General features: G+C 41.0%; 21 protein-coding genes and 1 pseudogene. 8 read left to right on the top strand and 14 right to left on the bottom strand.

The window, feature by feature from the left end; genetic code table 11:
- The first annotated feature begins 2 nt into the window (after positions 1-2).
- A complete protein-coding gene (locus tag RLO19_RS23255; protein ID WP_446359782.1) occupies positions 3-1,067 on the top strand; it encodes an exostosin domain-containing protein in 1,065 nt (354 codons plus the stop codon).
- A gap of 225 nt (positions 1,068-1,292) precedes the next feature.
- Here RLO19_RS23255 and RLO19_RS23250 read toward each other — a convergent pair whose 3' ends face one another.
- The 5 genes from RLO19_RS23250 to RLO19_RS23230 form a co-directional block, all read right to left on the bottom strand.
- On the bottom strand, positions 1,293-2,444 hold the full coding sequence (locus RLO19_RS23250) for a glycosyltransferase family 4 protein (protein ID WP_446359781.1): 1,152 nt from the start codon (positions 2,442-2,444) through the stop codon (positions 1,293-1,295).
- 36 nt (positions 2,445-2,480) lie between these two features.
- On the bottom strand, positions 2,481-3,470 hold the full coding sequence (locus RLO19_RS23245; protein ID WP_446359780.1) for a sulfotransferase family protein: 990 nt from the start codon (positions 3,468-3,470) through the stop codon (positions 2,481-2,483).
- 75 nt (positions 3,471-3,545) lie between these two features.
- Positions 3,546-4,421, bottom strand: coding sequence for a glycosyltransferase family 2 protein (locus RLO19_RS23240; RefSeq protein ID WP_446359779.1), 876 nt, complete (start codon positions 4,419-4,421; stop codon positions 3,546-3,548).
- A 94-nt stretch (positions 4,422-4,515) separates the two neighbouring features.
- Entirely contained in the window at positions 4,516-5,151 is a 636-nt protein-coding gene (locus RLO19_RS23235; RefSeq protein WP_446359778.1) for a class I SAM-dependent methyltransferase, read from the bottom strand.
- A gap of 140 nt (positions 5,152-5,291) precedes the next feature.
- Entirely contained in the window at positions 5,292-6,221 is a 930-nt protein-coding gene (locus RLO19_RS23230) for a hypothetical protein (RefSeq protein WP_446359777.1), read from the bottom strand.
- Positions 6,222-6,438: 217 nt separating this feature from the next.
- Between RLO19_RS23230 and RLO19_RS23225 the strand changes: the two genes are divergently transcribed.
- Both RLO19_RS23225 and RLO19_RS23220 read left to right on the top strand, forming a co-directional pair.
- Positions 6,439-7,617: a glycosyltransferase family 4 protein gene (locus RLO19_RS23225; protein ID WP_446359776.1), complete on the top strand. Its 1,179-nt coding sequence runs from the start codon at positions 6,439-6,441 to the stop codon at positions 7,615-7,617.
- Between the two features lie 117 nt (positions 7,618-7,734).
- Entirely contained in the window at positions 7,735-8,553 is an 819-nt protein-coding gene (locus tag RLO19_RS23220) for a glycosyltransferase family 2 protein (RefSeq protein WP_446359775.1), read from the top strand.
- A 109-nt stretch (positions 8,554-8,662) separates the two neighbouring features.
- Here the strand turns inward: RLO19_RS23220 and RLO19_RS23215 are convergent, their stop codons facing one another.
- The 4 genes from RLO19_RS23215 to RLO19_RS23200 form a co-directional block, all read right to left on the bottom strand.
- Positions 8,663-9,889, bottom strand: a complete 1,227-nt coding sequence (locus RLO19_RS23215) for a glycosyltransferase family 61 protein (protein WP_446359774.1) — start codon at positions 9,887-9,889, stop codon at positions 8,663-8,665.
- 26 nt (positions 9,890-9,915) lie between these two features.
- Positions 9,916-11,139 carry a hypothetical protein gene (locus RLO19_RS23210; RefSeq protein ID WP_446359773.1) on the bottom strand — a complete coding sequence of 408 codons (1,224 nt, stop codon included), beginning with the start codon at positions 11,137-11,139 and terminating at the stop codon, positions 9,916-9,918.
- Positions 11,136-12,482, bottom strand: coding sequence for a flippase (locus RLO19_RS23205; protein WP_446359772.1), 1,347 nt, complete (start codon positions 12,480-12,482; stop codon positions 11,136-11,138). Before RLO19_RS23205 ends, RLO19_RS23210 begins: the two co-directional genes overlap by 4 nt.
- A gap of 92 nt (positions 12,483-12,574) precedes the next feature.
- Positions 12,575-13,966, bottom strand: coding sequence for an O-antigen ligase family protein (locus RLO19_RS23200; RefSeq protein WP_446359771.1), 1,392 nt, complete (start codon positions 13,964-13,966; stop codon positions 12,575-12,577).
- Between the two features lie 161 nt (positions 13,967-14,127).
- Between RLO19_RS23200 and RLO19_RS23195 the strand changes: the two genes are divergently transcribed.
- The 3 genes from RLO19_RS23195 (at position 14,128) to RLO19_RS23185 (ending at position 19,015) form a co-directional block, all read left to right on the top strand.
- The gene (locus tag RLO19_RS23195; RefSeq protein ID WP_446359770.1) at positions 14,128-15,444 is read left to right on the top strand and encodes an SLBB domain-containing protein; all 1,317 of its coding nucleotides are present in this window, start codon (positions 14,128-14,130) and stop codon (positions 15,442-15,444) included.
- A 107-nt stretch (positions 15,445-15,551) separates the two neighbouring features.
- A complete protein-coding gene (locus tag RLO19_RS23190) occupies positions 15,552-16,595 on the top strand; it encodes a glycosyltransferase (RefSeq protein ID WP_446359769.1) in 1,044 nt (347 codons plus the stop codon).
- 119 nt (positions 16,596-16,714) lie between these two features.
- A complete protein-coding gene (locus tag RLO19_RS23185; RefSeq protein WP_446359768.1) occupies positions 16,715-19,015 on the top strand; it encodes a GumC family protein in 2,301 nt (766 codons plus the stop codon).
- Positions 19,016-19,017: 2 nt separating this feature from the next.
- On the opposite strand, the gene RLO19_RS23180 is transcribed toward RLO19_RS23185, so the two are convergent.
- From RLO19_RS23180 to RLO19_RS23165, 4 genes are all read right to left on the bottom strand, one after another.
- A complete protein-coding gene (locus tag RLO19_RS23180) occupies positions 19,018-20,199 on the bottom strand; it encodes a glycosyltransferase family 87 protein (RefSeq protein ID WP_446359767.1) in 1,182 nt (393 codons plus the stop codon).
- Complete coding sequence (locus RLO19_RS23175; RefSeq protein ID WP_446359766.1) at positions 20,200-21,054, bottom strand: hypothetical protein; 855 nt, start codon at positions 21,052-21,054, stop codon at positions 20,200-20,202.
- 10 nt (positions 21,055-21,064) lie between these two features.
- Positions 21,065-22,411, bottom strand: coding sequence for an MBOAT family O-acyltransferase (locus RLO19_RS23170; protein WP_446359765.1), 1,347 nt, complete (start codon positions 22,409-22,411; stop codon positions 21,065-21,067).
- Positions 22,412-22,947: 536 nt separating this feature from the next.
- A complete protein-coding gene (locus RLO19_RS23165; protein ID WP_446359764.1) occupies positions 22,948-24,501 on the bottom strand; it encodes a pentapeptide repeat-containing protein in 1,554 nt (517 codons plus the stop codon).
- A gap of 381 nt (positions 24,502-24,882) precedes the next feature.
- On the opposite strand from RLO19_RS23165, the gene RLO19_RS23160 reads away from it, so the two are divergent.
- Positions 24,883-25,026, top strand: coding sequence for a chlorophyll a/b-binding protein (locus tag RLO19_RS23160; RefSeq protein ID WP_006101425.1), 144 nt, complete (start codon positions 24,883-24,885; stop codon positions 25,024-25,026).
- A 65-nt stretch (positions 25,027-25,091) separates the two neighbouring features.
- The gene (locus tag RLO19_RS23155) at positions 25,092-25,235 is read left to right on the top strand and encodes a chlorophyll a/b-binding protein (protein WP_446359763.1); all 144 of its coding nucleotides are present in this window, start codon (positions 25,092-25,094) and stop codon (positions 25,233-25,235) included.
- 142 nt (positions 25,236-25,377) lie between these two features.
- Here RLO19_RS23155 and RLO19_RS23150 read toward each other — a convergent pair.
- Positions 25,378-26,250 (bottom strand): annotated as a pseudogene (locus tag RLO19_RS23150) (RNA-guided endonuclease InsQ/TnpB family protein); the annotation flags it as partial.
- Positions 26,251-26,385: the final 135 nt, after the last annotated feature.

Below are 26,385 nucleotides of genomic sequence, written 5' to 3'. Positions count from 1 at the left end.
TTATGGAACGCAAACTGAAACTGACCACTCTTGGCATTGAACTAGCACAGCCAGACCAATTTCCCCATGGATGCCCCCTGCTCAAAGCATGGCGTGGTGCTTATTCTCCAGCCTTTAATCAGGTGGTTCAAGAGACGTTTGACATTGTGGAGACTCAAGACGCGGATGGGTTTTTGTTGCCCTCTAATGTTTCATTCTATTCCCCCGAACGACTCCACGAGATTGGCACGATAGTGTCTCAACTCCAGTTACCTTCCATTGGGTTTGATATTAGCCATGAGCGACGGAAACCTGTATGGCTTGACTATATTATCCGCTTTTCTTGGTATCGTTCACTGCATGAGTCTGGGGTGATTCTCAGTCCAGCATTCCTCGATTCAGATGGGTTTGATTTAATTGTGGAATTAGGCATCCGCGACTGGCAACCGATGGAAAAAGAAAACTTACCAAGTGTCAGTTTTTGTGGGAGAGAAGGAGGAACGCTGGGACTAGCTATTTGGAAGATGATACCTAAAAGTCTGACCCGTCAGATGGCAGCTAATTTTTTCTGTGGTACAACTCGTGGAATACGGGCAACATGTTGTTACCCACTGCGAGTTGATGCCATGCAAATTATGGAAAAGGATCATCGCATCAAGACGGATTTTCTGCGGCGTGGAAAAGTGGGAATGGGACCAAGTGTACAAGGAAACAGACGTCAGCAATTTTTGAATAATTTACAACATAACGCTTATGCCCTCTGTGTTCGCGGTACTGACAATTATAGTTGGCGATTCTATGAAGCACTTTCTTTGGGTAAAGTACCGATACTGATTGACACAGACTGTATGTTGCCTCTAGAGGATGAGATTCCTTGGGATCAGTTTATTGTCCGGGTTCCGTCTACTCGTTTACAGGAGTTACCTGAACGGTTATGGGAATGGCATTCTCAGTTTTCTCCTGCGGAATTTTGTGAACTACAGCGACAGTTACGGTTACTTTTTGAGCGATTGACGCCAGCGCGATTTTATCCAGAGGTATTTAGGAAAATCCTGAAAGGACATGAAAGGATATATAAGAATGTGTAGGGATGTGTAGGGGCGAATCGTTGAGCATTGGTGTCAACTTAAGGTAAAGAGCTCTTAGAGCGGGGGGTGTAGGGGCGGGTTTTACAGATAACATTTTCCACCCAACTGATAACTTGACTAAACCCGCCCTTCTCCCATAACCGGGGGAGCAGAAAGCCCATAGCTGAAAATTAGAATGGGTAAGGGTTATGGCTTAAGTTGACACGGATGGGCGGCGTGTCGCCCCTACTGGTTCAAGGTAAAAGAGGTGACCTCTATCAGAAAATTAGCCGCAGCTTCGGGATTATGCTGGGCGATAAGCTGCTGCGATTTTTGACCCATTGAAATAATTAAATCTGGATTCTCGATAAAACATTTTATATGTTTAGCCAATTCTTCAGAATGATAGGGATCAAAAATATAACCATTTTCCCCTTCAACAACCAGTTCCGAAGAACCCGCCCATTTAGAACAGAGAATCGGTTGACCAAACGCCATGGCTTCCAGAAGAACTACACCCCAAATATCTTCCAAGGTAGGAAACACAAAAACATCGGCTTGACGGAAATAAGCCCCTAATTTATCGTAGTTGCCCCAACCCACCCATCGCAAACAATCCGTTAATCCCTGATTTTGACTATATATTTCCAGTTCTTCTCGTTGTTCTCCATCACCGACAATGAGTACGGTATAGTTTTGGTATCCCTGCTGCTTAAGAATTGTGCAAGCCTCTAACAGGAAGCGTAACCCTTTCCGGGGAATGAGTTTACCGACAAACAAAAAAATTGGACGCTGATACTCAGGTTCACTATCTGCTTCTTCGCCCTGTTGTCCCAGCAAAGTTTTGACATCGGGTACTTGGTAGGGTCTAGCAAACACACGATGTTCTTCAGCGCCCAGAATTTTGGTCAGATAATTTTTGCCTCCATTCGTATTTGTGATATAGGCATCCGCAAAGCGAACCATCGTGCTTCGCAAGATTAAACGCAGTCTGGAATTGATATAGTCTATGGTGGGAGAACTACCATCGTAAACAATGATGACTTTCCACCTGCCTAAAGGTTTAAAGACCAAGCTGAGTAACGTCCATAATGAGAAACCACTGACAAAGATGACCTGAGGTTGAAACTTAAACAGTTCAACGATAATCTTTGGGGATAGGGATATAAATCCTGGACTGTAACCCGTTCCTTGGGTTGTTGGCACAAATTTAGTCTTACCGACAACTTCAACGGCAAAGGCGTCTTCAAGCCCAGGAACAAAACCTTCCCAAAACCCGGTATAAACTTGGGTTTGTGGAAAGGTTTTGGTAAATTCCTTGAACAGTGGCTGCCAGTAATTTTGTCGTTCCATTGAAGGCAGCAGCCAAGCAATAGAGATGGGATTTTTCACGCTCATTTTACTGACCTCTAGGAGGAGGATGTATGACGTTGCTTATTTATTATAGGTTTCGATATCACGTCTGTGATAACGCCAGTTGTTAAACAGTCGGGCTCCCACGTATGCAAGATTTCTTAAGGGAAACCAAAGGGGAGAAGTGACAATTTTAAACTCAATCGGGTAGTGATATTTTATTAAATAAGGTGCTGCGATTAATTCATAGATAAATCGCTCAAACCGAGGCATTTTTCTTAAATACTTATTCGTGTTAGTTGGCTTAATTTCACTAATTTTACGAATAAATAATTTACTCTTGGTCTTTAAACTTGTGTTTTTACTGGTAGTTGCGTCACTTTCGTCGGTTACAAATTTTTCATAGTCTATTTTCAAGAATGCACAAAGTTTTTTTAATTCGGCGGCGGGATCACTTAATAAGTCTTCATAGCGAAGCTCATAAAAATTGAGTTCATTAACATTAATGTCTTGAATACGTCGGAGTCCGTCAATCCAGTAAAGGGAATTGGTCACGACACCTTGGGGACCAAATTTTACAGCACTTTTCTGATGAATTTCTTTATAGGATAAGGCAACATCTCTCCCGTCTCTGACAACGTGGACTATCTTTGCCTCTGGAAAAGTACGAATAATTCTATCAATCCCAGCGATTAACACAGGACGTTTAATGCCCCATTGCTGACTGTCTAGTCCAACGTGTTTAAGATAAGCGTTATAGATGGTAGAATTGATATCAGTAAAGGTTTGGGGAGACTGTTCTTTCAAACACGTCAGTAAATAGTCTTCTGTCATCTCCCACCCATTGTCTTCAGAGGTATTAATGAAAAGTTTTATAATTTTTCGGTAATCCTCGTCGCTAAAATGCTGTTTGTCGTGATAAAAAGGGTATGCCCTAGTAATAAAATCACTTTCTGGCGGAATATGAATTTGATTGCTGCCATTCAGAAGTCCCCTTAATAAAGTCGTTCCAGCTCTTCCTGAACTGACGATAAAAACAGGAGGTATGTTCTTATGTGATACTTGATTCATGGTTGAAGTTACTCAAGTGAGTAGATGCGATAGAAAGATATTATAATAAAGGATTAGCCTCGTATATAGCTGTATTCATCCTTTCTTTTTCTGAGCTTTAGGCAAAAGTGAAACTAACCCCAACCGTACATAGGGGAGTAACCAATAGAACAACCATAACCAACCCGCATGACGTTGGCAAAATACTTTTGACTCTCTGGGGGGTAAACCCTTTTTATCCGTGACGGCTTGCCATCGCTGCTTTAATGTGAATCCTGGATCATGCCAGGGGTGTCCTTGGGGTGGATTCGTCTGGCATTTCCCAGCATACCCGGGTGCTACCCAAACACTACACCCTTGACGTTGCGATCGCAAGCCATAGTCAGTGTCGCCAATGCTATGACTGAAGGTAGGATCGATGTTTCCCAGGATTTGCACAACAGCGCGGGGGATCAATACACAGTTACCATTCAGGGTTTCCGCCGGTTTGGGTTCTGTACCGGGTTCGACAAGGCGATATTTGAAGGGGTGCCACCACGTACTCCGCACAACTCCCCCATAAGTAAGTTTGCCTGTATCTGGATGGTGAGTGGAACCAACGATAATGGCTTTATCATGCCCTTGTTTGGCTAGCTGGTGAGAGGTTTGCCAGAGGCAGGATAGCGCTTCTGGGTAAAGTACGGTATCGTCGTTAAGCCAGAGGTAGTAGTCATAGTCATGCAGGAGTGCTTCAGCAAAAGCTTTGTGCATTCCCCGGTTCCAGTAGAGACTTCCATCTCCTAGCAGGATTTTTACTTGGGGATAAGTCTGTTGTACCGCCTTAGCTGTACCATCTGTGCTGCCATCATCGACTAGATAGACATCTAGGGTAAAATGGCTAGGGATTGCCTGGTCAAATAAAGCCTCTAGACAAGCCAAGGTCTTGGGTTTACGATTATGGCAGGTGATCAAGACAGCAGTGCGACAAGTCATTGGTTGGTCTAAATTTTAACGTGTGCAGTTATTATTTTGAATATTGATTAAGTCCAGAATTTGTTGAACGTAAGTATTCAAGTCTGAGTTCATATCATCTATTTTCCTCTTTCGTGGCAATTGCCAAATAGCTGCCATAAAAGGAAAGAATTGGGAATTTTTCACCTAAAATGCGAGTAACTTTACCACTGCCTGTGATTTCAACATTTACGAAACCCACTGATTCTAATTGCTGTTTTAAGTCAGTCGAATAATGTTGTGAGACATGAGCACCGCCCAAAACGCTTCCCCCGGTCAATTTTAGACGCAGGTAGTTAGGATTAGGTGTTGTTAACAGCAACCTCCCATTCGGTTTAAGGATGCGATAGAATTCCTGTAATGTTCTGAGTACCTCATCTGGATAAATATGCTCAATAAATTCTCCAGCAACGACAACATCAAAAGAGTAATCCGGTGATTCTATATTACTTGAATATGAACAGATTGTACTAACATAAATATTAGGGGATATCTTAGCTAAACGGCTAGCTACACAATCTAAGCCAACAACTTTAAGATTCGGATTCAATTCTTTTAGAATTTCTCCGCCTCTTCCTGTATTACATCCAATATCAATAACTGTTTGAACATAGTCAGGAAAGTGACAGTAAAATTGCTTATATCGTTCTCGAGTAAATGGATCAGTTTCGCTAACTTCTTGCGCTATATTAAGTTCTTCATAATTTTTCATTTTTTTATCCCTCAATAATCATTTAAGCACGGTACGTAACAAGCTAATCAGCTAATTATTAACTGTTTACAGTATTACAAATTATCAGCACAGCAGTGTAATCGCACTCCATCTAAATATAATGTAGCTGTAGTTGTGAATTATATTTTATTTAACATTTTTTTTACTTTATTTCTCACTCGCTGAGGACGCACTAAGTGCCAAAATGGAGCTAACTGATAAAAATTTCTCAGATGATCATTAGCAAAAAATCTCATATACTTTTTAGCTGAACCTTGGCAATGTATGGATAAAAAAGCTACATCTTTACCCAATTTATTATTAAAACTGTATGGTATACCGTTTTGAAATTTAATATGCTTAATACCCAAAAAATTTAGGTCATATTCATCAACATCCCAGTTTGCTGAAGACGTTATCAATGTATCAATAGTTGTATTCTCATAAACTTTAGCTAGGTTAAAAATTTTTTTCTGTTCTTTAGACCAAAGGTAGAGTAATGTCATGTCACATATACCACCAACTATTTGATTGCTTAAATGCCATTCATATTTTTTTTGTAGCAATTCTAAATTAGATTTGTATGTAGAAATACAAAAATCAGTAAATGATTTTATTCCATCATAAGTCCAGTATGAAGTATGACAAAAAACTGCCCATTTATAGGGTTCCTGAACTTTGGGAATACTTAAAGCTGCTATACAATCTTGTTGTTGTAAAAACCTAGAGTAAATAGATTTCGACAATTCACTAAACAATAAAACATCGCTATCAAGCATAAATATTTTATGTATTTCATTCTTTTTCATCCACTCTTGTATCACAAAAAAACGCTGGAAACATAACATTTCAAATTCGACAGAATTGTCAGATAAATGATTGTATATATTGGGGAAGCTTTTCTCGTAAAAAATATTAAAATCTTTGACGTTGAAATGATCACACCAAATTTTTTCATTAGCTTCATCACCTATTAGTACGACATCATTGTTATACTTTTTAGCTGCTTTTAATGCTAACTCTAGATAATCTCTATAGCCAACATGAAATATGACAATGGGAATACTCATGTTACTACCTTGATCGTTTAGTTGTTATCTGGGCAAGTCACCGAAGTTGATATAATAATTGTTCAAGTTAGCAGATTGCAATTTTAAATGCAATAAGAGTCACAGAAAAAAATATATCTTATTAAAAATTTACAATAAAACAATGCTCGGTTATACTAAGTTTGATATAATTAGTGCAAATTAGTCGCTTATTTGACAAACAAAACTTCCTTCAAATATGGTTAATCTGGTAGTATTCCGTCCTGGCGTTATTAGTCAGCGTACAGAATTTAAAGTACAAACACTAATATATAAATATCTACAAGAATACTATGACTATAGCTTTACTATAGTCAAATCACAGGAAGAAAGCTATCAAGATCCAGTATTTCAAATTATTGATCTTCCCACAAAAACATGGAAAGGAAGTTTGTCCCGACTAGGAATCCCTAAGATCAATTCGGCTAATAAATGTCTTAACTCAATTTTTACTCAAGCAAATGCCATCTTGACTGTAGATCCTACAATCTACCCACAAGGTCTATTAGCTATTAAAAATGCCCATCGATTTAAAAAGCCAGTCTTTCTTAATGTTTCACTTACTGTTAGAGATGTTCCTCAAGATTTTACTTGGTCTCTGAAACGACGTCTTTGGATGAGAAAAGCATTTTATCAAACCCAGAAAATAATTGTTACAGTTCCTAAATGTATTGAACGTTTTCAAGATATAGGTTTATTTGATGAAGTCATTGCTCCTAAATTTAGTATTCTAGGGCATCCTATAGATACTCAAAAGCTTACACCAAAACCGAAACTTTCTGAGCAAGATGGCATACTGCGCGTGTTAGTCATATCGAGAATGATACCAGAAAAAGGATTTCTTTATATTTTAGAAGCCATGACTCCTTTATTGAAAGCACGTAGTAATTTACTGCTGCAATTTTTGGGTTCAGGTCCAATGCGATCCTTTTTAGAAGCCGAAGTCGCCGAACGTAACTTAAGTGAAAAAGTAGCATTTTTCAATTCGGTTCCTCATGAAGAAATCCCCGATATTTTAGCCAGGGCGGATATATTTGTCAATCATGCGGTGAGTATTGGGCGTTGGGAAGAGTATTTTGGTATTGCTAACCTTGAGGCAATGTCTTGTGCTTTACCTTGTGTACTAACTAACTGCGGTGGTATCCCCTATGCTATCCGAGAGAAAGATTTAGCGTTCCTTGTTGAGGAACGAAATATTGTCCAGTTGCGCGAAGCAATTTCCTGTCTTGTCGATTCTGAACAAAAACGACGAGAAATGGGACAAAAAGGACGTCACTATGTAGAAAACTACTATGCACTACCTAAGATGGCTGAAAAATTCCATAGAATTTTGCAAGGTGGTTTGACTAAAACATCAAATAAAATTTTGGAAAAATAGCCCAAGAAAAAATAACTCAATATTTCATAAGATTTCTCTCTGCTTTTCAAGGTTTTTGAATCTCCTACCTCCAACTGCATACATCTCTTTGTCAATAATCAACTTAACTTTTGACATATGTCTACTATTAGCTGTATTATTGTTAGCTACAACAATGGGTCATTTTTGAAAGAGGCTATACTCAGTGTAATTAATCAAACTGTGCCAGTCAAGGAAATTATTGTTGCTGATGATGGCTCTACCGATGGTTCAAGAGACTTAATTATATCTCTCGCTCATGAGCATTCCCAAATTAAGCCAATTTTTCGAGAAAAAAATCTGGGAGTAAGTATTAACAGAGACTTAGCGATTAGGGCAGCTCAAACTAATTTAATTACAACACTTGATGGAGATGATTGGTACTCTCCCAAAAAAATTGAGCAAGAATTTATAGCATTTAACAAGCGTGAGAACTCAATAGCTTATTCTGATATTTGTGTCACCCAACAAAAAATAGAACAAAATTATTGTTTAGATCTTGCAATGTTTGCGGATTTTAATCAACAGCAACGATTAAGCTGGATGATTAATAATTTGGTCAAAATTCCGAGGGACATGCTTTTTCCTAAAAAGCTCTACTTAGAAATTGGGGGAATTCAGCATAGTCTCAAAAAATATGAAGATTGGGAGCTTAAAATTCGCTTAGCTACTTGTCCTAATCCATGGATACATTCTGGCATTGATGGTATTAATTACCGAAAAACAAACTTTGGACTATCACAAGATAATTCACTAATGCATATTAAGTATCAATACCAAGCTCTTAGATTAAATCATAATTTGATTAGAGAGTATTTAGGGGAAGAGCAATTTTGGCTGTCTCTTGGGAAAGTTTTGCTCACAACTGGACGCTCACTATTTGGTATTCGTAGCAATTTAAAAAAACTACATCACTAATTTTGAAATTTAAAGATTTATTAGCGTACTCTCCAATTATTTTTTATTTCATTTTCAGTCATAGTTTCCCTTACCCTCAACCAGTTAAAGATAGATTTCATCCTTTCTGCTATTCAAGACCAACTAATTTGAATAAGTTTGACAGGGAATCAAGATTGACCAAAATATTAGCACGACCTAAGCCTGGATCAACATATTCCGGTGGTCTTTTCCCTTCACCTAATAAATAATAGTAATCAAGATTAACTTGATTACTCAATGAATAATAACAAACATTTACATAAGACGGCGAGAAAATTTCTATAACCTTAGTCCCTGAGTTGCAGAACACTAGATTGGTTAGTCCAGCTCCATGAGGAGCAATTATAAACTTAGCCCTTGAAAAAAGCAATGCTTGCTCAGCAACTGACATTGACTCTAAAAAAATAGTTTTAAATTCGTATGGAATTAAAAATTTTACCAATTCAGCTTCATTAATAATTTTGCGGTTATTTGTACGAGTTCGACTGATGTAGATCCGTTGGGGGAGATCATAATTTTTCGTCAGGTTGCCCGATAAAAAAGTATTTCTTAAAAAATCACATGCCCACTTTGGGATATTACCACTGATTCCTGGTAAGGAAGGAACAACTAACTGTGTTGCCTTTATATGAGGAAATTTAATGCTTTCTATAATTTTGGATTGAGGAATGCCTAAAGTGCTTAAGGTTTCTTTGTGAAAGGGTGATTGGTAAGCATTCACTAAAAACTTATCGATTACATTAACATCAATATTACTCAGACGCAATAATTCGATGCGTGGTAAAAGATCACACATCCAATGAAAGTATCCTTCACCTGCTATCGCTGATAAGACAGCAACTGTGCCATCAATACATTGAACCTTGGGAAACTTCCACTGACAAAAGATAGGATGTTTATTAATACTTTGTGCATAAATTCTAGAGAGATCCGCTAAAACCTTATCATCGGGAGTAATAATTGTTCCCCCTTGACCCCAAACTCGTCCATTGGGAATTTTGACGACAAATGTTTCTGGTGATTCGCGCTGATATTCTTGCTTAAATTTCCAATTAGCATTTTTATCCAGTCGCCCTGGTTCGGTTCTAACTATTTGATGGGGAAAATGAATTTTTTTGTAATTTTCTTGAAGCTTTGTTTTATTTAATCCCGATTCCTTAATCCAATCCTCAGTAAATTCATAAAAACCTTGTGGTAAACCAAGAGCCTTTGAAATTTTTGGCAAGTTAAGTATTACTTTAACAAAATTTTGGGCAATTGGTTTATTAAATTTGTTCCAATAGGGTCTTAATATTACTCTAAAAAATTGATACATTTTGAATAAAATTCGTTTATTTTAAATTAATTTTTTTGGGGTTTATCAGCTATCATCTGTGCGTGTAAATGTGAATACCTCAAAATCATCTTTGAAGCGATAAAGGCGATGCGATTAAGATTCGTATGAAGGGGTATGTAGCGATAGCGCAATGACGCTATTCTTGGATCGGTTTCTTGATAGAGAATATCTTGAGCAAAGTTATTCCAGCGACCATCTGGCATTAAATCAAGTGTCATGCCAGCATGACCTGAGGGTAAAAGCATGTTGGAACCGTGTCTCCCTATAACTAAGCGACTTTCTGAATAGAGTTTGCACAGTCCTCTCTCACTTTTTTCGTCAAACTTATCCACTCGGAAGTCTTCAATCCAGCTAGGAAACTTTGTCTGTGTGCCTAAACCAGCAACGGCAAATTTTGAAAAAGGAATACTCGTTCTTAGTTGACTCAATAGCTGACGCACTCGCCAATTCTGCAACATGACTATCGGCTTATGTATTTTTAATTTTTTCAGAACTCGAAAAATAAAAGAAGTCCAGCCACTTTCATTATCAAACCACAGCCGATCCTCACGCCAAATATAGGTTATTTGAATTTCTTTATCCTGATCAAAGCGATGCTTAGGTACTTGAGTGAACCGAGTCACGTCAAACTGACTTGGATGGGAATGAGCTTTACTGACATACACTTCATCAAAACGTTTTAATTCTTTGCTGACAAACTCTGAAAAGCTGGGATAGGAACCTAGACCTTGTTTGAGAGGAATCGGGACAGTCCAAATTTCAGCAACTCCATCAGGAACCATCCATCTTAAAAATGGTGGAATAATCACCACCAAACCGTAACTAGGATGAGAGTCTAAATGTCTCTGGGCATTGAGCAACTTAAGCAGGCAATGTCCATACAGATAGTCTACACAATTTAATAGAATAACTCGTTTATATGACTTAAAAATTTCTTGGTCAATATTAAGTTTCTCTGGGATAGGATTTTCCAGAGCTTTAAGCAAGTGTTGTGCATGATCCTTGGCTGTCTTGTCACCCCAAATTTGTCCTTTGCTTACGTCAATCTGGTAAGGATGGTCAATAACATGGCTAATTTCAAGGCTCTCTAAAAGTTTGGCATTGCAATGGGGACATTGAAATTCAATGTAAGTATACATACCATGCCAGTTTAGCTTGATAGGTTGTAAGTTGCTTTTGCAATAGGGACAATTGGAATTATGTTCAATTTCTGGTTTAATTTTAATCATTGGACTAATCCTAATATTCTTCTATAGGCTTGATATAGGTTCAGAGATCGCAGTATCATTACACCAACTAACCTCAAATCGGTTAAGACAAAATTCAGCACAATAATAACGATAAAGTAGGTGATGATAGTAGCTATTGTAGCTCCTATGGCTCCCAAATTAGGAATCATAAAAAGGTTTAATACTACGTTAATAAACGCACCCGATAGACTGAGATATAAAGAATACTGTAACTTCCTTTCTACATTAAGATAGTTGCTTCTTGCCATTCCGAAATTAGTTCCAAATTGTGCCCAAACGTAAAGCGATAATATAGGGGCAGCGGCGGCGTAGGGCTGTCCATAGAGTGTGTATATAATGTAAGGAGAAAGTAGAGAAACTGGAAGAGCGATGACTAACCACATAAGCATCATTATATCAAAATATATCTGGAAGTATTTATAATATATTTCATTCCTTTCCGATTTTAATTTTGCCAGTTTAGGTAAAACAGATTGAGCAATAATAATAGGGATAAAATCGAAAGTCTCTGATAACTTTACAGCAACTGAATAGAAGCCCAATTCTGCTGTGTCTTCTAACATAGAGCCTAGCATAACTTGATCAATTTTGGAATACACATAAATAGCTATACCTGACAAAATCAGGGGCCAGCTCTCTTGGAGGAGGCTTTTTGCCCGTATCCAGCTAAAGCGCAATGAACTCAAATAATTGCCGTTAATGCGATAGGAAACGACTCGTGCTAGTCCCATCAAAGCTGTTTCAGCTAATTTAGCCCAAGCAAAGGCAATAACAGTAGCTTGTATATAAATTAAGCCTAGTCTCAGTGCTGAAGTACAGATAGCGACAAAATTGCGTGAAACAACGGTATACTTAGACTGAAGTTGTGACTGAAACCAGTAATCAATTGTGCCAAACGCCTGGAAAATCGTACCCGTTGCGACGATACCAACCAACCAGCGGGTAACAATTTCATTGGGTTTGACTAGAGAAATGGTAAAAACTGTAATCACTACAGTTACCACGCCACCAATTAGTCGTAGAACAAAAGCTGTTCCTAGGGTTAAGTTCTTATTTTGAGCCGAGGGTTCACGAGCAATTTCCCGAACAACGATTGTACCTAAACCTAAATCCGCGATCGCACCGAACATGGAAACCCAGGTAATGGCATACGTCAGCAACCCATAGTCTTGTGGCTTGAGATAACGGGCTACCCAAATGCTGACGACTAAAGCCAACCCCATCTGGAATATCCGATCAGCCAATAGCCAAGACGTGTTACCTAGAATCTGGCGTAACCCAGGACTGAATCGTTGAGTTATCGCGGCTAATTTTCTTAACATTTAGGATAATTGCACCCGATTATACATAGTCAGCTTTTAGAAATCTAAATATTGGAAAGGGGAGCTGAGTCAATCATCAGTTAACAACAATTTTACTGCATCTTTGATTCCAAATTCAAGTAGTCCTGAGCCTCAGAGTATTTTCTTGAATTATTTTCTGCCATTTCCATTGTTAAGCGAGTTGTCATTAGCACAAGAAATACCCAACTTACCGATAAGTCATTAATACCATTTTCTGTGACATTAATTAGGACAATCCAGGTAAAAATTACCAGAGGCATCACCGCAGCAGGATCTTTGCTCTGAGTTAAATGTAAAACTCCATAGTAAACATTGATCATTAAGGTTATAATAAATAAAGATAATCCTAACCAACCAGACTCTAAACCGATATCTAGATAACCATTGTGGGAATGTTGCGGGACAAAACCATTAGGAAGAACTATAGGTGATGCAGGATCATCCTCTCCTCGCCAAGGTTGCCAAAATCCATCATATCCGTAACCCAATAAAGGCTGCCTATTGATAATATTGACTATAATGGGCCAAAAAAGTGTGCGTCCTGTTAGGGTCATATCTTTGCCCAGCTTCTCTACAATAAGATACTCAGCATTATGGGTTATCAGAATAACTAAAGATATTCCAATAGCCAAAAACAATCCCATGCAAGCAAACGCCACTCGCGGAGGTAACCGTTTAATGAAACGGAGAAATCCTAATAGAGTAAACAAGACTATTAAAACAACTTTCCCCATGCCACTGTTTGCTTTGATAAACACACAAAAAGCACCCAAAGCAGATAGGAATCCAAATATAATTTTGTATTGCGGTAGGCGAACTGACTGGATATATAGTAGTATCGTACTTAAAGCCATGGCAAAGGAAAAAGGATTTTTGTGGGACAAAACTCCCGACCATCCTCCACCCGCTTCTGATTGGTATACAAAGCTAAGTATAAGCAATAGAGTTTGATGTAACAAAACTATGTTAAATAAGCTTTTCATGCTATATCTTTGACCGACATATATAAAACAAACTGTTGTGGTCACCAAAACAAGAGCAGACTTTAATGTGTAAGCTGGTGTTCCTGACCAAGCAAAAGAAATCGATATTATGAATAAATACAAACAAAAAGATGGTATGTATTTTAGCAAGAAATAATAAATTGATATAATCGTATATCGGTTTTGATTTAATCTAGAGATAAGAAAAATCAAGCAGATACCATAAACTCCAAACTGCATGACAATGGCAGGCAGGGTTGTGTTGTGTAAATGAAGAGCCGTAGGATTAAGTTTGTTAAATGGCAATGGACCCACCGCAACATTGTTAATACCTAATAGCCATACATGAATAAAAAATCTCTCAAATATAAGACTTAATTTGCTATTCTTATTAATAAGCTGAAAACCGATCGCGACGTAGACGATAGCAGCTAAGCCAAGCAAGGTTAAAATTAAAGGAGATAAAATAATTTGTTTCATGATGTAGGTCGCGTATGTGCTGTATCTCTAAACACCTAAAGCCATCACTCGTTACGGGTCTAAGCTTGTGGGTATCACTAACCCTTACTTGTCCATTATCTAAAAGTCAAGCTCAACTGCCCACTTTTGATCAAAGGAGAAGTATACAACCAGCCGCTAGCTTGGCACAAGCAGAGACAGCGTATACATTGGGCGGAGGCGATCGCATCCTCATTGATATTCTAGAAGTGCCTCAGTATAGTGGGGAATACCAGATTTTACCAGGTGGTTCCCTCACCTTACCCCTAATTGGCAGCGTATCCCTCCAAGGACAAACTCCAGACCAAGCCGCCCAGACTCTATCCCGTGAGTATGCTCGTTTCCTCAAACGTCCCCTCGTCACCGTTATTCTGCTCAACCCCCGTCCCCTAAATATTTCGATTGCTGGAGAAGTTAATCGTCCCGGGTCTTACAATCTATCCTTCACCGGCGGTTTAGGCAATTCGCCTGGGGTACAATACCCAACCCTCTCCCAAGCCATTGAACAAGCTGGAGGGGTGACGCTGATGGCGGATTTGCGTCGAGTGCAACTGCGCCGAAGCCAAGTCTTCAGTTCTGAGCAAGTGATAACTGTTAATCTCTGGGAACTGATTCAAACCGGTAACCAACGTCAGAATGTGGCATTGCGTGATGGCGATACTGTTTTTGTCCCGACACTCACCACTGTTAACCTGGCAGAAGTCCGACAAATCGCCACCAGTGGGTTTGCCCCTGAACTGGAAGAACCCCGCACCGTTGCTGTTGTCGGCGAAGTACACCGCCCTGGAACCTATGTCGTCATTGGCGGGAACACAGCAACGTTCCAAACGACGGAGGGTTTACCAACACTAACCCACGCGATTCGGCTAGCTGGGGGAATTAAGCCGCTGGCAGATATCCGTCAAATTCAGCTCCGTCGCATTACGAAAACCGGTGCCGAACAAATTATTCCTGTAAATTTGTGGCAATTCTTACAAGCTGGAGATTTCCAACAAGATACGGTCGTGCAAGATGGAGATACGATTATTGTCCCTAGAGCTACTGACATTAGTCCGCAAGAATCTACAGAATTAGCCACAGCAACTTTTTCGCCAGATAAGATTCAAGTGAGTGTGGTGGGTGAAGTGACAGAACCTGGACTCGTGGAAGTACCGCCGAATACTCCCTTAAATCAAGGGATTTTAGCCGCAGGCGGATTCGACCAGAAACGAGCACGTAGAAGTTCTGTTGAGTTGATTCGCCTCAATCCCGATGGTACTGTATCCAACCGAAAAATCCCAATTGACTTTGCCCAAGGTATCAATGAGCAAAGCAATCCTATACTCCAAAATAACGATATTATCGTGGTAGGTCGCTCGAACATTGCCCGCATCGCTGATACTATTGATACTCCTTTAGCCCCTGTGGGTCGAGTCTTTGACTTGTTTAGACTGTTTGACTTCTTGGGCATCTTTTTCTAACGGGCAGGGTTTTTTACTAGAGGGAAATCTCTTAAAGTAGTGGCGGTGAGGCATTGAGTAAATAGAACCAATAGGACGCCCAGTTTTGCATCATTTATGGTAGAGTTGTGCTTTCTCAACCCATCTTTCAGATTGCCTGGTCAGCTCCGCTGGCAGATGGATGGCAGACAAAACGTTACGGAATTACCATCCAGACCGAAGATGATACATACAGCAAGAGGTGCGTTACTGTGTTGTTCCATGGTTTTTACATCCTGAGCGTTGAACCCCTAATTGTTTCATTTATTGGAGACTTCCCCCCTTTATCTCAAGGGTTTCAACCTAAGCATGTACTAGAAAGTCCCGGTGGATGGTCAGCGCGATGGAAACCAATGGTGAAATTTAAGCGGAATCAACTTTGGCATGAGATATCAGGCAGGACATATCACTTGATTGTCAATGCTTCAGACGAAGACGCCTGGCGCAAACGTTGGTTGATCAAAGGGACACAGCTAAGTTCCAGCCTCTATGTCAATGAGTATATATACAAACCTCTAGATCAGCCCAAACACTATGATGCCATCTACACGGCACAACTTCAACCCTTTAAGCGACATGAGTTAGCTAAAGGGATCAAGCGGTTGATGGTTGTTTCTTACGGGGGTGACTTGCCCAACTTCTGTCCAGAGTTAGCCCACGCTGATTATAATAAAGAATTTATTCCGCGCCCTGAATTAGCCAAAAAGATTAATCAGGCTTATGCGGGACTCTGTCTCTCGGCGCAAGAAGGCGCTATGTACGCCTCCATGGAATATCTCCTGTGTGGCATTCCTGTGGTTAGTACAGCCAGTAAAGGCGGACGGGATCAATTCTTCAACAATGAGAATTCCATCATCACTCCCGCGCAAACTGATGCGGTTGCCCAAGCAGTACAACATTGGCAGAAATCACCGCCCAACCCTGAGAAAATACGTGAACAAGCACTTAAACAACTTAATGGTGTCAGGCTAGGTCTATGTACTTATGTGGCTCAGTTGATTGAGCAGGAGGGAGGCGGCAAAAAAGACCCACAGGACTTAATGGAAAAATATTTTGCCGCACCAGGAATATCTTCTCGTTTTGTCCGCCAAGAGGACTTAGCCACAACGGCGTTAGAGCGATTCAGACTATAGTGCCGACTTGGGGTGGGAGGAATTCTTACAATAGAGATAGGTCTGTCTTGAACCGAATTCAGCAAGGCAGATAGCTTACGTTAGACGCAAGTCACCCCAAAACTCTAGAGGTGCATTAGATGGATACCGACCAAAATTTACAGCCGTTCTCCTCTCAGCCTAATGGCAAGCCGCGTCTCTCTTTGTCTCAAGTTCCCCCGGCTGAACCTGATGATAATAGTGGACAACAGGTAGACTTAGGTTGGGTTTTCGCCGTTGTCCGTCGCCGAGCCTTCGTTATGGGTGGGGTGGCGTTAACATTAATTATCATTTCTGCCCTCTGGTTGATTTGGAACAAGCGTCAAACAATACTAGAGTATCAAGGCTCATTTAAACTTCTGGTTGAACCTGTGACGGCTGAAGATCGGTTAAGAAACCAATTTTTAAGGTCTCAAAGTCAAAGTGTAGATATTGAAAGAATCGAAGTTAATCGCTCAAATTTACTGGATTACGAAACCCAAATTAGGGTTTTACTAAGTCCAAAAATAATGGAACCTATAATTAAAAAGCTTCAACAGCAATATCCAGAAATTAATTACAACTCTCTGAAGGATAGTTTATCGATCGAGCGTCTTAGTTATGAAAAAGATGGGAAGGAAGAAGGAACTAAAATTATTGAGGTCAAGTATCATCATAAAGACACTGAACAAATACTATTTGTTTTAGGAACCGTTGCCAATACATACTTAGAATACAGCCTGGAGGAACGCCAGAAAAGTCTGACTCAAGGGATAACATTCATCGACACTCAACTTCCTAGTTTACAACAACAAGTTGATTCGATCCAAGGACAGCTACAAAACATTCGGCAGCAGTACAATCTCGTTGATCCAGAAGAAGCAGAGTTACGCCTGAGTCAACATGCTTTAGGAATCAGTAAAGACCGATTAGTGACTGAAGTACAACTTGCTGAAACTAAAGCCCTCTACGAGACACTACAAAAACAGTTCGTGGAAGAAAATCCTACGGCAATTTTGTCGCGAGAATCTCAAGCGTATGGCACGTTACTATCGCAGTTACAGACTATAGAAGCTCAACTTGCCTCAGAGTCAGCCCAGTTTCGGGAGGATAGTCCGCCCATGGAAATTTTGCGTGAAAAGCAGCAAAATTTGAGGGTATTACTCAATCAACAATCCCAAGACATTCTGGAAAACCTAGCCGGTGAAATCCAAGGTCTAGAAGAGCGCTATAGTACCATTATCAAAACCGAAAATCAAGTCAATCAAAAACTTGAACAGTTACCAACGGTTACCCGTCAGATTGCTGATTTACAGCGGAAATTAGATATTGCCACAGATAATCTGAAAGAATTTCTCTCCAAACGAGAATCCTTGAGACTCGATGCGGCTCAACAAGAAATCCCATGGGAAATGATTAGTCCACCTGAACTTTGGCGCACGGCAAATGGTAATCCCCTTCCCGTTGAAGCTCTATCTCTGAGGCGTCCCTTTGCTATTGCTGTCGTGTTAAGTGGGCTGCTAGGCATCGGCGTCGGTTTTTTGGTCGAGATTTTACACACTGTTTTTCATACCCCAGAGGAAATTCAAGGGCAAACGAAATTACCTATTCTTGGAGTCATTCCTTTGACGAAAGATCTGCGGAAACGCTCGAAAAAGCTCAAGCAACGTGCCAAGCAACGTGCTTCTGCTGCCAAAATCCCTAGTTTAGTTGCAGCAGGGGAGCCTGGTCTGATGGCTAACCGTGACACTCGTGGAGATAAGTACAGTACATCTCCCCTAATGGAAGCGTTTCGCTCTCTCTACACGACGATTCGCTTGCTACATGCTAAAAAGCGTATCCACTCACTAGCGATTAGCTCCGCGATACCTGGAGATGGAAAAACAACGGTGGCTATTTATCTAGCTGAAACGGCGGCGAAAATTGGTCAGCGTGTGTTACTCGTAGACACAGATTTACGTGTTCCCCAACTTCACAATCAGTTAGATTTACCGAATACTCAGGGACTCAGCGATGTGATAGCGTTGAATGTACCTATCGATGATGCAATTCAAACATCCTGTGTTGATGACAAGTTTTTTGTCTTGACAGCGGGTCAAACCTTATCTGATCCCATCAAGCTTCTTTCCTCTGATAAAATGCATCATCTGATGGAACAATTTTCAGTCCAGTTTGACTTGGTAATTTATGATACTCCACCCCTTTTAGGTCTGGGAGATGGAAACCTCTTAGCGGCTAAAGCAGATGGGAGTTTACTGGTTGTGGGAATTGAAAAGACTAATCGTTCTCTAGTGATGAAAGCTGTCGATGGACTAAAGATTGCTGACGCTTCTATTTTAGGTATTGTTGCCAATGGCGCTAAAGTAGAGGCAAAGGCGTCTTATACTTCTGCGTCCTCACGTAGACAGACAAGTCGATATTAGTTCTAGACTGGATTCGGGTGATTCTCTGCTAAGCTCATCACTAATAACCAAATTGTCATAATTAGTAACAAAAAGATACGATATTGCAGCAATAGGTTGTTGTGAATAAAAACCATGACTAGATTTCGCGGGAAAAGCATAGTGAATAGCAATCCTAGAGAAATCCAGGTCACTTGTGGGCGATTATGTACATGCCGCCAGAATGCCGCTACCATCGGTGCTAATGCCACTAAATCATAATGATGCGCTAAACCAAATAGTAAAGCAATTGCCATCAGTAGTCCAATCACATCATCGATGATCAGTCGAGAACGATACCACCATAATAGACCCGTAAGGATAATTCCCAACGGCAATAACGGTGGCACTTTAATGCCAGCCGCATAAAATAAATCTTGGAGACTGAAAACCCCCCCAGTGCCTAAAACATTAGCAAATATCGTTTTATGTTTACCCAAAGTAGCGAACCAATCAAAAAACACCTCAATTGGACCACTAATCGCCATTGGAACTAGGCAAAAAATCAAGGTAGTAACAGCGGCTACTGCCAAAATTCGCCAACGTCTCTCTAAAAGGAACCACAGGATAACTAGCAAGCTCAACTGCGGTTTAATCGTAGAAATGGCAATCAGAATACCACTTAAAACCCACTTATCACGATAAGCATAATACCAACCCCCAACCAGCGCTGCGGCAACAATTAAGGTTGTTTGTCCCAAAACAATGATATTTAGGGTAAAGGGATTAGCCAGAACAATTGCTGGAATAAACCACACTGCACCAGAACCTTTAACCCTTAGCCGTTTCATCTGAGGCTGTTTAACCAATAACACAGAGAAATAAGCTAATACCCCAGCGCTAATCCCATTGATAAGGGTCATTACTACTTTTGCCTGTGTCCAAGGAAATGCGCCGAGAAAAAGACATAGGGGCGCAATCTGGGGAGGATAGAAAAAACTCCCTAAACTCTGGTTTGCCCCTAGACGGCTGGCTACATTCGGATCATAAGCATTTGACCCTTCCCACCAAGACAACCCAGCCACATACAGGTATTTTGTGTCAAAGTGTTGGTTAAAGCCAATGATGCTAACGATAACCAACAGTACACAAGCACTCAGCAAACAAGCACACCGCACCCACAAATTTGGGGACGGACGAGAAATCAATACCGTGAATTTTAACAATTATATTTTATCTCTAATAAATTCAGTAAACACCTTAGCATCATTACTGATTAAATGAGTACCATCTGAAGTGTTCCACTCTCTCGCGGGTGGCTCAGGTAACCACTCAAATTTATTGGGCGGAAATAAGGTTCGTAGAAATTCTTGCTCTTGACGTTGCTTCATTGTATTATCAATCCGTGGATCTCCAGGTACATTGTACAAAACAACCCGCACACCAATTGTTTCAATAGCTTCAATTTGAGATTTAATAGACTCTGCATCTCGCCTTAGAGTTGCTTTGTCTTCTTCTGATAATGGTCGATTATTGTCCTGAATCGCTTCTTTGACGATGGTTTCTCTAAATTCTAGATTAATGCGCTGTTGGTCTATTTCCTCTAGACTAATAATATCTTTCTCTTCCAAAATATTTCGGACAGCTTGGATAAAAACACTCACAGGTCTATACTCAGTCCTAAACATAGGAAGATACTGACGAATATAGTAATTGAAGGGACTAAATAACGACTTGATTAGGTCTTCATCTTGCCGACCAATTGTCTCATTAATTTCTACTAAAACACGGGATGGCTTTAATTTAGTCTTTTTCACTAACTCTAAACCCGTTGCTGAAGACAATCCCCGCATTCCTAGATTCGCCGCGTCATCACTAATATACTGGGGATCAAGTTTAGCGGTGCGCGAACTTCCCACTAATAACACATCAATTTTGCTATCGTGATAGACGTATTTTTCAACTTTGACATAGTTTGTTTCCTCGATACTGATGCCCTCACTAGAAGGTAACACTTTACCAATCGTTAAGGTATGATATAAGCTCAGTAAGAAAATCAAGATTAATAGCGGACGCATCATAAAGCGCCAACTAGAATTGGAAGTAGATGAATTCATTAGAGCTGCCACTATTTAATAGTATAAAAAATAACATTGTCGCTAGGGCTATGTTTTGAAGCCGTTTTGCGACTTTATTTTTTGAGGGATCAAGATAACGGTTGGTTAGATGTTCAAATGTGGGAAAATGGGGTATATGATAAATAACAACGGGTAACGAGAAAATTAAAATCGGAGCCACAAACCTTAAATCTGGAGGTTTACCTATATTATTGAACAGTGCCCCCATAAACTGTAGCGCTTCTCCAAACTGAGGTAGTTTAAATAAAAGCCAGCCTAGAGAGACAAACCAAAATACAGCTATCACTCGAATGGAATCTAAGATAAACTGCTGCCAGAGTGGTAATTGCTTCACTTGTTCTTCTGCTTTCTTGTTAGCTACACCCAAAAATCGTTCTAGGGCTAAGCCAAACCCATGAAACATCCCCCAAACCGCATAACTCCAAGCCGCACCATGCCAAAGTCCTCCCAAAGTCATAACAATCATCAAGTTAATATATGTCCTAATGTTACCCTTGCGATTCCCGCCTAACGGGAAATATAAATAATCTCGTAACCAACTTGATAAGGAAATATGCCAACGTCGCCAGAATTCAGCAATCGATCGCGAAATATAAGGGAAGTTAAAATTCTCGGGAAAACGGTATCCCAACGACGCTCCTAAACCGATGGCAATGATAGAGTATCCGGCAAAGTCGGCAAATATTTGCATCGAGTAGCCGAAGAGCAAGACTAGATTAGTCGAAGTGGCTTGTCCTTGGCAGTATGGGCAAGTAATCCAATACGTATAATCTTTTAAGTTATCCGCTACGACCATTTTTAGAAAATAACCAACGGTCAAGGAACGGAAAACAATATCCCACTTAATGTATTTAAAATACTTCGTTTTTATCTGAGGGAAAAAGGTATTTGCTTTTACAATAGGACCTGCAATAATTTGGGGAAATAAGGCAATAAAGAATGAAGTATTGATAAGATGACGAACTAAACTATCTCCTACATACGAGTTGTCTTTGTCCCGATTGCGAAAAACATCAACAACTAAACTAATTCCTTGAAATGTATAAAATGAAATCCCAATCGGTAGCGGCAAATGTAACAGTAAAGCAACAACCCCTTCTTCTGGATTAACCGTAGTTAAGTTATCAACGAATAGATGCGTTACTAAAGACCCATACTTAAACAAGCCCAATATCGCCAAGTTAGTCGTAACGCCTGTAAACGCCCAAAAGAATTCACCTTGTTTGTCAGGCGCATGGGCAACTCGGAAACTTGTGAACCCATTCAGCAGCATTGATATAATTAGCAAGATAACCAGCATCGGATTATCCCAACTGTAAAATATCAAACTCGCTACAAGTAAGATAGGAATTTGTATAGTCTTGCAGGCGGGCAAGTAGTAGACTGAGAAGGTGATTAAAAAGAAGACTAAGAAAGCAAAGCTATTAAATAACATAGGTTTGGTAGCCCGCTAGACACGATTTGAGGGAGAGTATACCAAATGTAAATGTGATTGGCTCAGGAGCATAACATTTTTTTCAAGTTATTATGGATGGGGCAAGTATATTGCTGGCATATAGTCCACTCCTATCCGCATTAATATTCTAAAAGTCCCTCTAGCTGATGCAAATACTTTCTTAACAAAATAACATATCCGGTATCTTGATATTCTCAGAGAGTAAGTCAACTAAGTAGGACTTACGCCCTAAATACTACTGGCGTGGTATCGCTAAAATGATGAGATATTACCATTGGATCGGGCGCAAAGCTTTGCGCCCCTAAGGTTGACGGGCGTGGGATGAATTCATCAAATGAGGTGTGCCACACCACTACATATATATATTGGATACTTATAGATTACTGCTCAGGTACAGCATAGCGATTAAATCCGATCGCGCCTTTGAAGTTGGCGTCGCTGAGGTTCGCTCCCTGTAAGGTTGCGCCCATCAAAGCGGCTTGGGCAAAATCGGCTTGCGTCAGGTTAGCATAACTTAAATCTGCCCCAGTTAAGTTAGCCCCACGTAAATCGCATCGGGTTAAATTGGTATAGGTTAAATTAGCCCCAGTTAACGTAGAACGAATCAGGCTGGCATCTTCTAACGTGGCGCCAACCAATGTAACATTACTTAAATTCGCCTCTCGCAGTTGCGCCTGCTGCAAATCCACACCACTTAAATTGGCATTTGTCAGCGTCGCACTGTGTAGGTAAGCTGAATGGAGAATCGCCCCCGTCAGTTGGGCATTAGTTAGGTCTGCGATCGCGAGTTTAGCATTGCTCAAGTCTGCCCCCTCCAGATTCACCCCTGTCAAATTAGCACGATTGAGTCCCGTCCCTTTCAATAGCGCCCCTTGCAAGTTCGCCTGACTCAAATCAGCCTTCTGAAAATTGCTCCCATTCAGAACCGCCCCTTGCAGTGTTGTCCCCACCAAAACCGCGCCATTAAAATCAGCGCTACTGATATAAGCTTGACTTAAATTAGCACCGCTTAAGTTAGCGCTATCCGCATTCGCGGTATCCAGATTGGCATGATTCAGGTTAGCGCCCCTCAAATCCGCTGAGCGAATATCGGCTACCTCTAGTTGGGCGTCGGTTAAATTAGCATTGCGTAGATCTGCACTGACTAAGTTCGCTTTAGTGAGTGTAGCTTCCTGTAAGTGCGTGCTGACTAAGCTAGCGTAGTCGAGTTGAGCCTCTTGGAGATTAACACGAGTCAGTAGCGCCCCATTCAGGTTAGCCCGATACAAGTCAGCCCCCTGCAGGTTAGCATCGCGCAAATCAGTGACCACGGCTTCATACCAATTGGCAATAAATGCGGGAAAATAGCCCAGCCAGGATAGAGTATTGTAGAGATTATCGGGTTCGACCTGAGAGGGTAAGGGGTTATTCGCATCCCGTTCTCTTAACGCCAGTTTCGCCTCCCTCAAATTCGCCCTCGCTAAATTTGCCCCAGCCAATTTAGCACCGTTCAATTCGGCGTTGCTGAGATTTGCTCCCTTTAAGTTAGCCCCCGTTAGGATTGCTCCTTTTAAGTTAGCACCGCTCAAATCTGCCTGTTGAAGATTAGCATTGCTTAAATCAGCATCGGTTAAGTCACATTGAGGACAAGTATTGGTTGTCTTTAGCTGTTCCAATTGTTGGGGGTTAGCCCCATGGGTGGCGTTGGTGAACCCTTGAGTCATGACGAGGGAAATCACCAAGACAAGGGTTTTCCAGAATGTAGGGGCGGGTTTGACTCTTATCGTGTTTTTTTCTACGCCGATGTGACTCAACCCACCCCAACCCAAGTTTTCCGTGTTGACGAATGTAGGGGCGGGTTTGACTTTTATCGTGTTTTTTCCTACCTCGATGTGACTCAACCTGCCTCGACCGACGTTTTCAGTGTTGAATGGGAGAATGAAAGGGATTTTCATGATCACAGTTGTGCGCGATCGCTCGTTTTTTGAACCTGTTTGAACTTACATCTTGCACCAGTCTCACCAACCGCCTTGGGGTGAAACCCAAGAAACCAAAAGCTTGCAGTCGTCTAAAGACGAATGCATCTCTAGTGTTAGTCCATTTTAATGGACTTAAGCTTTTAGCCCGGAGTTTGAACTCCGGGCGGGTGTCGGGGCTTACGCTTAACCCTTCACTTGTCTTCCCCTGATCCTAGACGCGCCATGGCACGTCTCTACATAAGCAAAATCAATCATATCCATAGCAGATTGTGTGGCTAATGAATCTAAAGAAATGTTGCGGTTTTAGAAAAAGTACGTTAAATTTTATTACAGAGACAGATACAGGAGACACCACTCATGCAAGAACAAGAAACAAAGTTTGGCTTTACCTCATTTGCTGAAACCTGGAATGGTCGCTTGGCGATGCTGGGTTTCGTCATCGGTATCGCCACCGAATTACTCACAGGTCAAGGCATTCTCCAACAACTCGGCTTAATGTAATGGCAAAAGACGGGTAATTGGACAAGGCGAAAACGTACACCAAAGGGTATGTAGAGGGAATAGTTATGCAAGAACAACAAACAAAGTTTGGCTTCACCTCATTTGCTGAAACCTGGAATGGTCGCTTGGCGATGCTGGGTTTCATCATCGGTATCGCAACCGAATACCTCACAGGGCAAGGCATTCTCCAACAAATCGGTTTAATGTAATGCAGCGATACCTGACTCCTTCCTAGAAGACGCTTCGTATCCCTACGGCTCGGCTAAATCGTTGGTAGCCAAGACATCTAGAACTGATTATTCGCGTTTGACATCTCCCCTCCTTAAAAGAGAGGGGATTGGAGAGCGGATGTTACGCGCTGGCTTGAAAGCACAGCGCGTAACATTTCTCGCGGTATGATCGAGTCAGGTTAATGAACAGGTCATATCGTTTTGGCAGTGTCAAGCTGCCCATGCCCACCTTGGCTAGGTTGAGTCCTAGCTGTGTGGCTACTTTTCTAATGATATTCGCAGCACCGTTGCAATCTGCGTTAATCAATTGACCGCTAGAGGTTCTATACAACCCACGTTTTACCCGTTTGCCTGATGGTTCCCAACCTTCGGGTTTTTCACCGTGTTTCGGCAAGGTGTCACCATCTAGGTAAGACGCTTTTGAAGTGTATGCTTCCTCAGTCACCGTGAGAATGATTCCGTACTCAGGACAGAGCTGCTTAAGGCGCTCAATCAGCCTGCCCGTAGGAATGGGTACAAAATTCTGATTTCCACGCTTGCCCATGCTAGGGGCATTCTTCTGTTTCTCGTTCCAACCAATGACCAAATTACCTATGCCATCAGCCAAGCATCGGTTAACTATGAACCGAGCGGCTTTATTGATGGCATCCCGCATTTGATTGTTACGCTTGCGCTGTACTCGGTCTAGATTGGCATCCCAGTAAAAATCAGACTTCCCCTGCTTGTACTTTGCAACCAATCTGCAATACCCCTGATTCATTGATTTGAGTTTGCGCCCGTCAATGATTAGGCTTTTTCCCTGGGTTGATACTCCGGTTAGCCAATTAGTACCGCCGTGGTCAAATCCCCAAACTTGGCTGTAATCCAGATGCGGATTACTTTCTATGGGTTCTTTGCCGTCGTCAATCACCCAGTCAATCCAGAATTCACCGAAGTATGGACGGATTGTCAATTCCTTGACCCAATCGGAGTCGATGAATTCAGGAAGGGGGAAGTAACTGTAACTAAAAAGCTGGACACTTTTGGACATTGTTGGATATTTTGTCCAGGTTTTGTTGTGTTATAATGAACGCAAGCGAAAACCAAGCTAAAAATCTTAGGGCTTGAGACCCCGTAACAAAGCTTTTAA

The organism is Coleofasciculus sp. G2-EDA-02 (assembly GCF_040226375.1).
GTDB lineage: Bacteria > Cyanobacteriota > Cyanobacteriia > Cyanobacteriales > Coleofasciculaceae > Coleofasciculus.
This window is presented reverse-complemented; position numbering and strand designations above follow the sequence as displayed.

Coding starts and splice junctions, on each gene's coding strand:
- RLO19_RS23210 (WP_446359773.1), bottom strand. CDS start 11,139: ATGATTAAAATTAAACCAGAAATTGAACATAATTCCAATTGTCCCTAT.
- RLO19_RS23235 (WP_446359778.1), bottom strand. CDS start 5,151: ATGAAAAATTATGAAGAACTTAATATAGCGCAAGAAGTTAGCGAAACT.
- RLO19_RS23245 (WP_446359780.1), bottom strand. CDS start 3,470: ATGAATCAAGTATCACATAAGAACATACCTCCTGTTTTTATCGTCAGT.
- RLO19_RS23205 (WP_446359772.1), bottom strand. CDS start 12,482: ATGTTAAGAAAATTAGCCGCGATAACTCAACGATTCAGTCCTGGGTTA.
- RLO19_RS23255 (WP_446359782.1), top strand. CDS start 3: ATGGAACGCAAACTGAAACTGACCACTCTTGGCATTGAACTAGCACAG.
- RLO19_RS23215 (WP_446359774.1), bottom strand. CDS start 9,889: ATGTATCAATTTTTTAGAGTAATATTAAGACCCTATTGGAACAAATTT.
- RLO19_RS23250 (WP_446359781.1), bottom strand. CDS start 2,444: ATGAGCGTGAAAAATCCCATCTCTATTGCTTGGCTGCTGCCTTCAATG.
- RLO19_RS23200 (WP_446359771.1), bottom strand. CDS start 13,966: ATGAAACAAATTATTTTATCTCCTTTAATTTTAACCTTGCTTGGCTTA.
- RLO19_RS23165 (WP_446359764.1), bottom strand. CDS start 24,501: ATGAAAATCCCTTTCATTCTCCCATTCAACACTGAAAACGTCGGTCGA.
- RLO19_RS23155 (WP_446359763.1), top strand. CDS start 25,092: ATGCAAGAACAACAAACAAAGTTTGGCTTCACCTCATTTGCTGAAACC.
- RLO19_RS23185 (WP_446359768.1), top strand. CDS start 16,715: ATGGATACCGACCAAAATTTACAGCCGTTCTCCTCTCAGCCTAATGGC.
- RLO19_RS23160 (WP_006101425.1), top strand. CDS start 24,883: ATGCAAGAACAAGAAACAAAGTTTGGCTTTACCTCATTTGCTGAAACC.
- RLO19_RS23220 (WP_446359775.1), top strand. CDS start 7,735: ATGTCTACTATTAGCTGTATTATTGTTAGCTACAACAATGGGTCATTT.
- RLO19_RS23225 (WP_446359776.1), top strand. CDS start 6,439: ATGGTTAATCTGGTAGTATTCCGTCCTGGCGTTATTAGTCAGCGTACA.
- RLO19_RS23230 (WP_446359777.1), bottom strand. CDS start 6,221: ATGAGTATTCCCATTGTCATATTTCATGTTGGCTATAGAGATTATCTA.
- RLO19_RS23175 (WP_446359766.1), bottom strand. CDS start 21,054: ATGATGCGTCCGCTATTAATCTTGATTTTCTTACTGAGCTTATATCAT.
- RLO19_RS23170 (WP_446359765.1), bottom strand. CDS start 22,411: ATGCTGGTTATCTTGCTAATTATATCAATGCTGCTGAATGGGTTCACA.
- RLO19_RS23240 (WP_446359779.1), bottom strand. CDS start 4,421: ATGACTTGTCGCACTGCTGTCTTGATCACCTGCCATAATCGTAAACCC.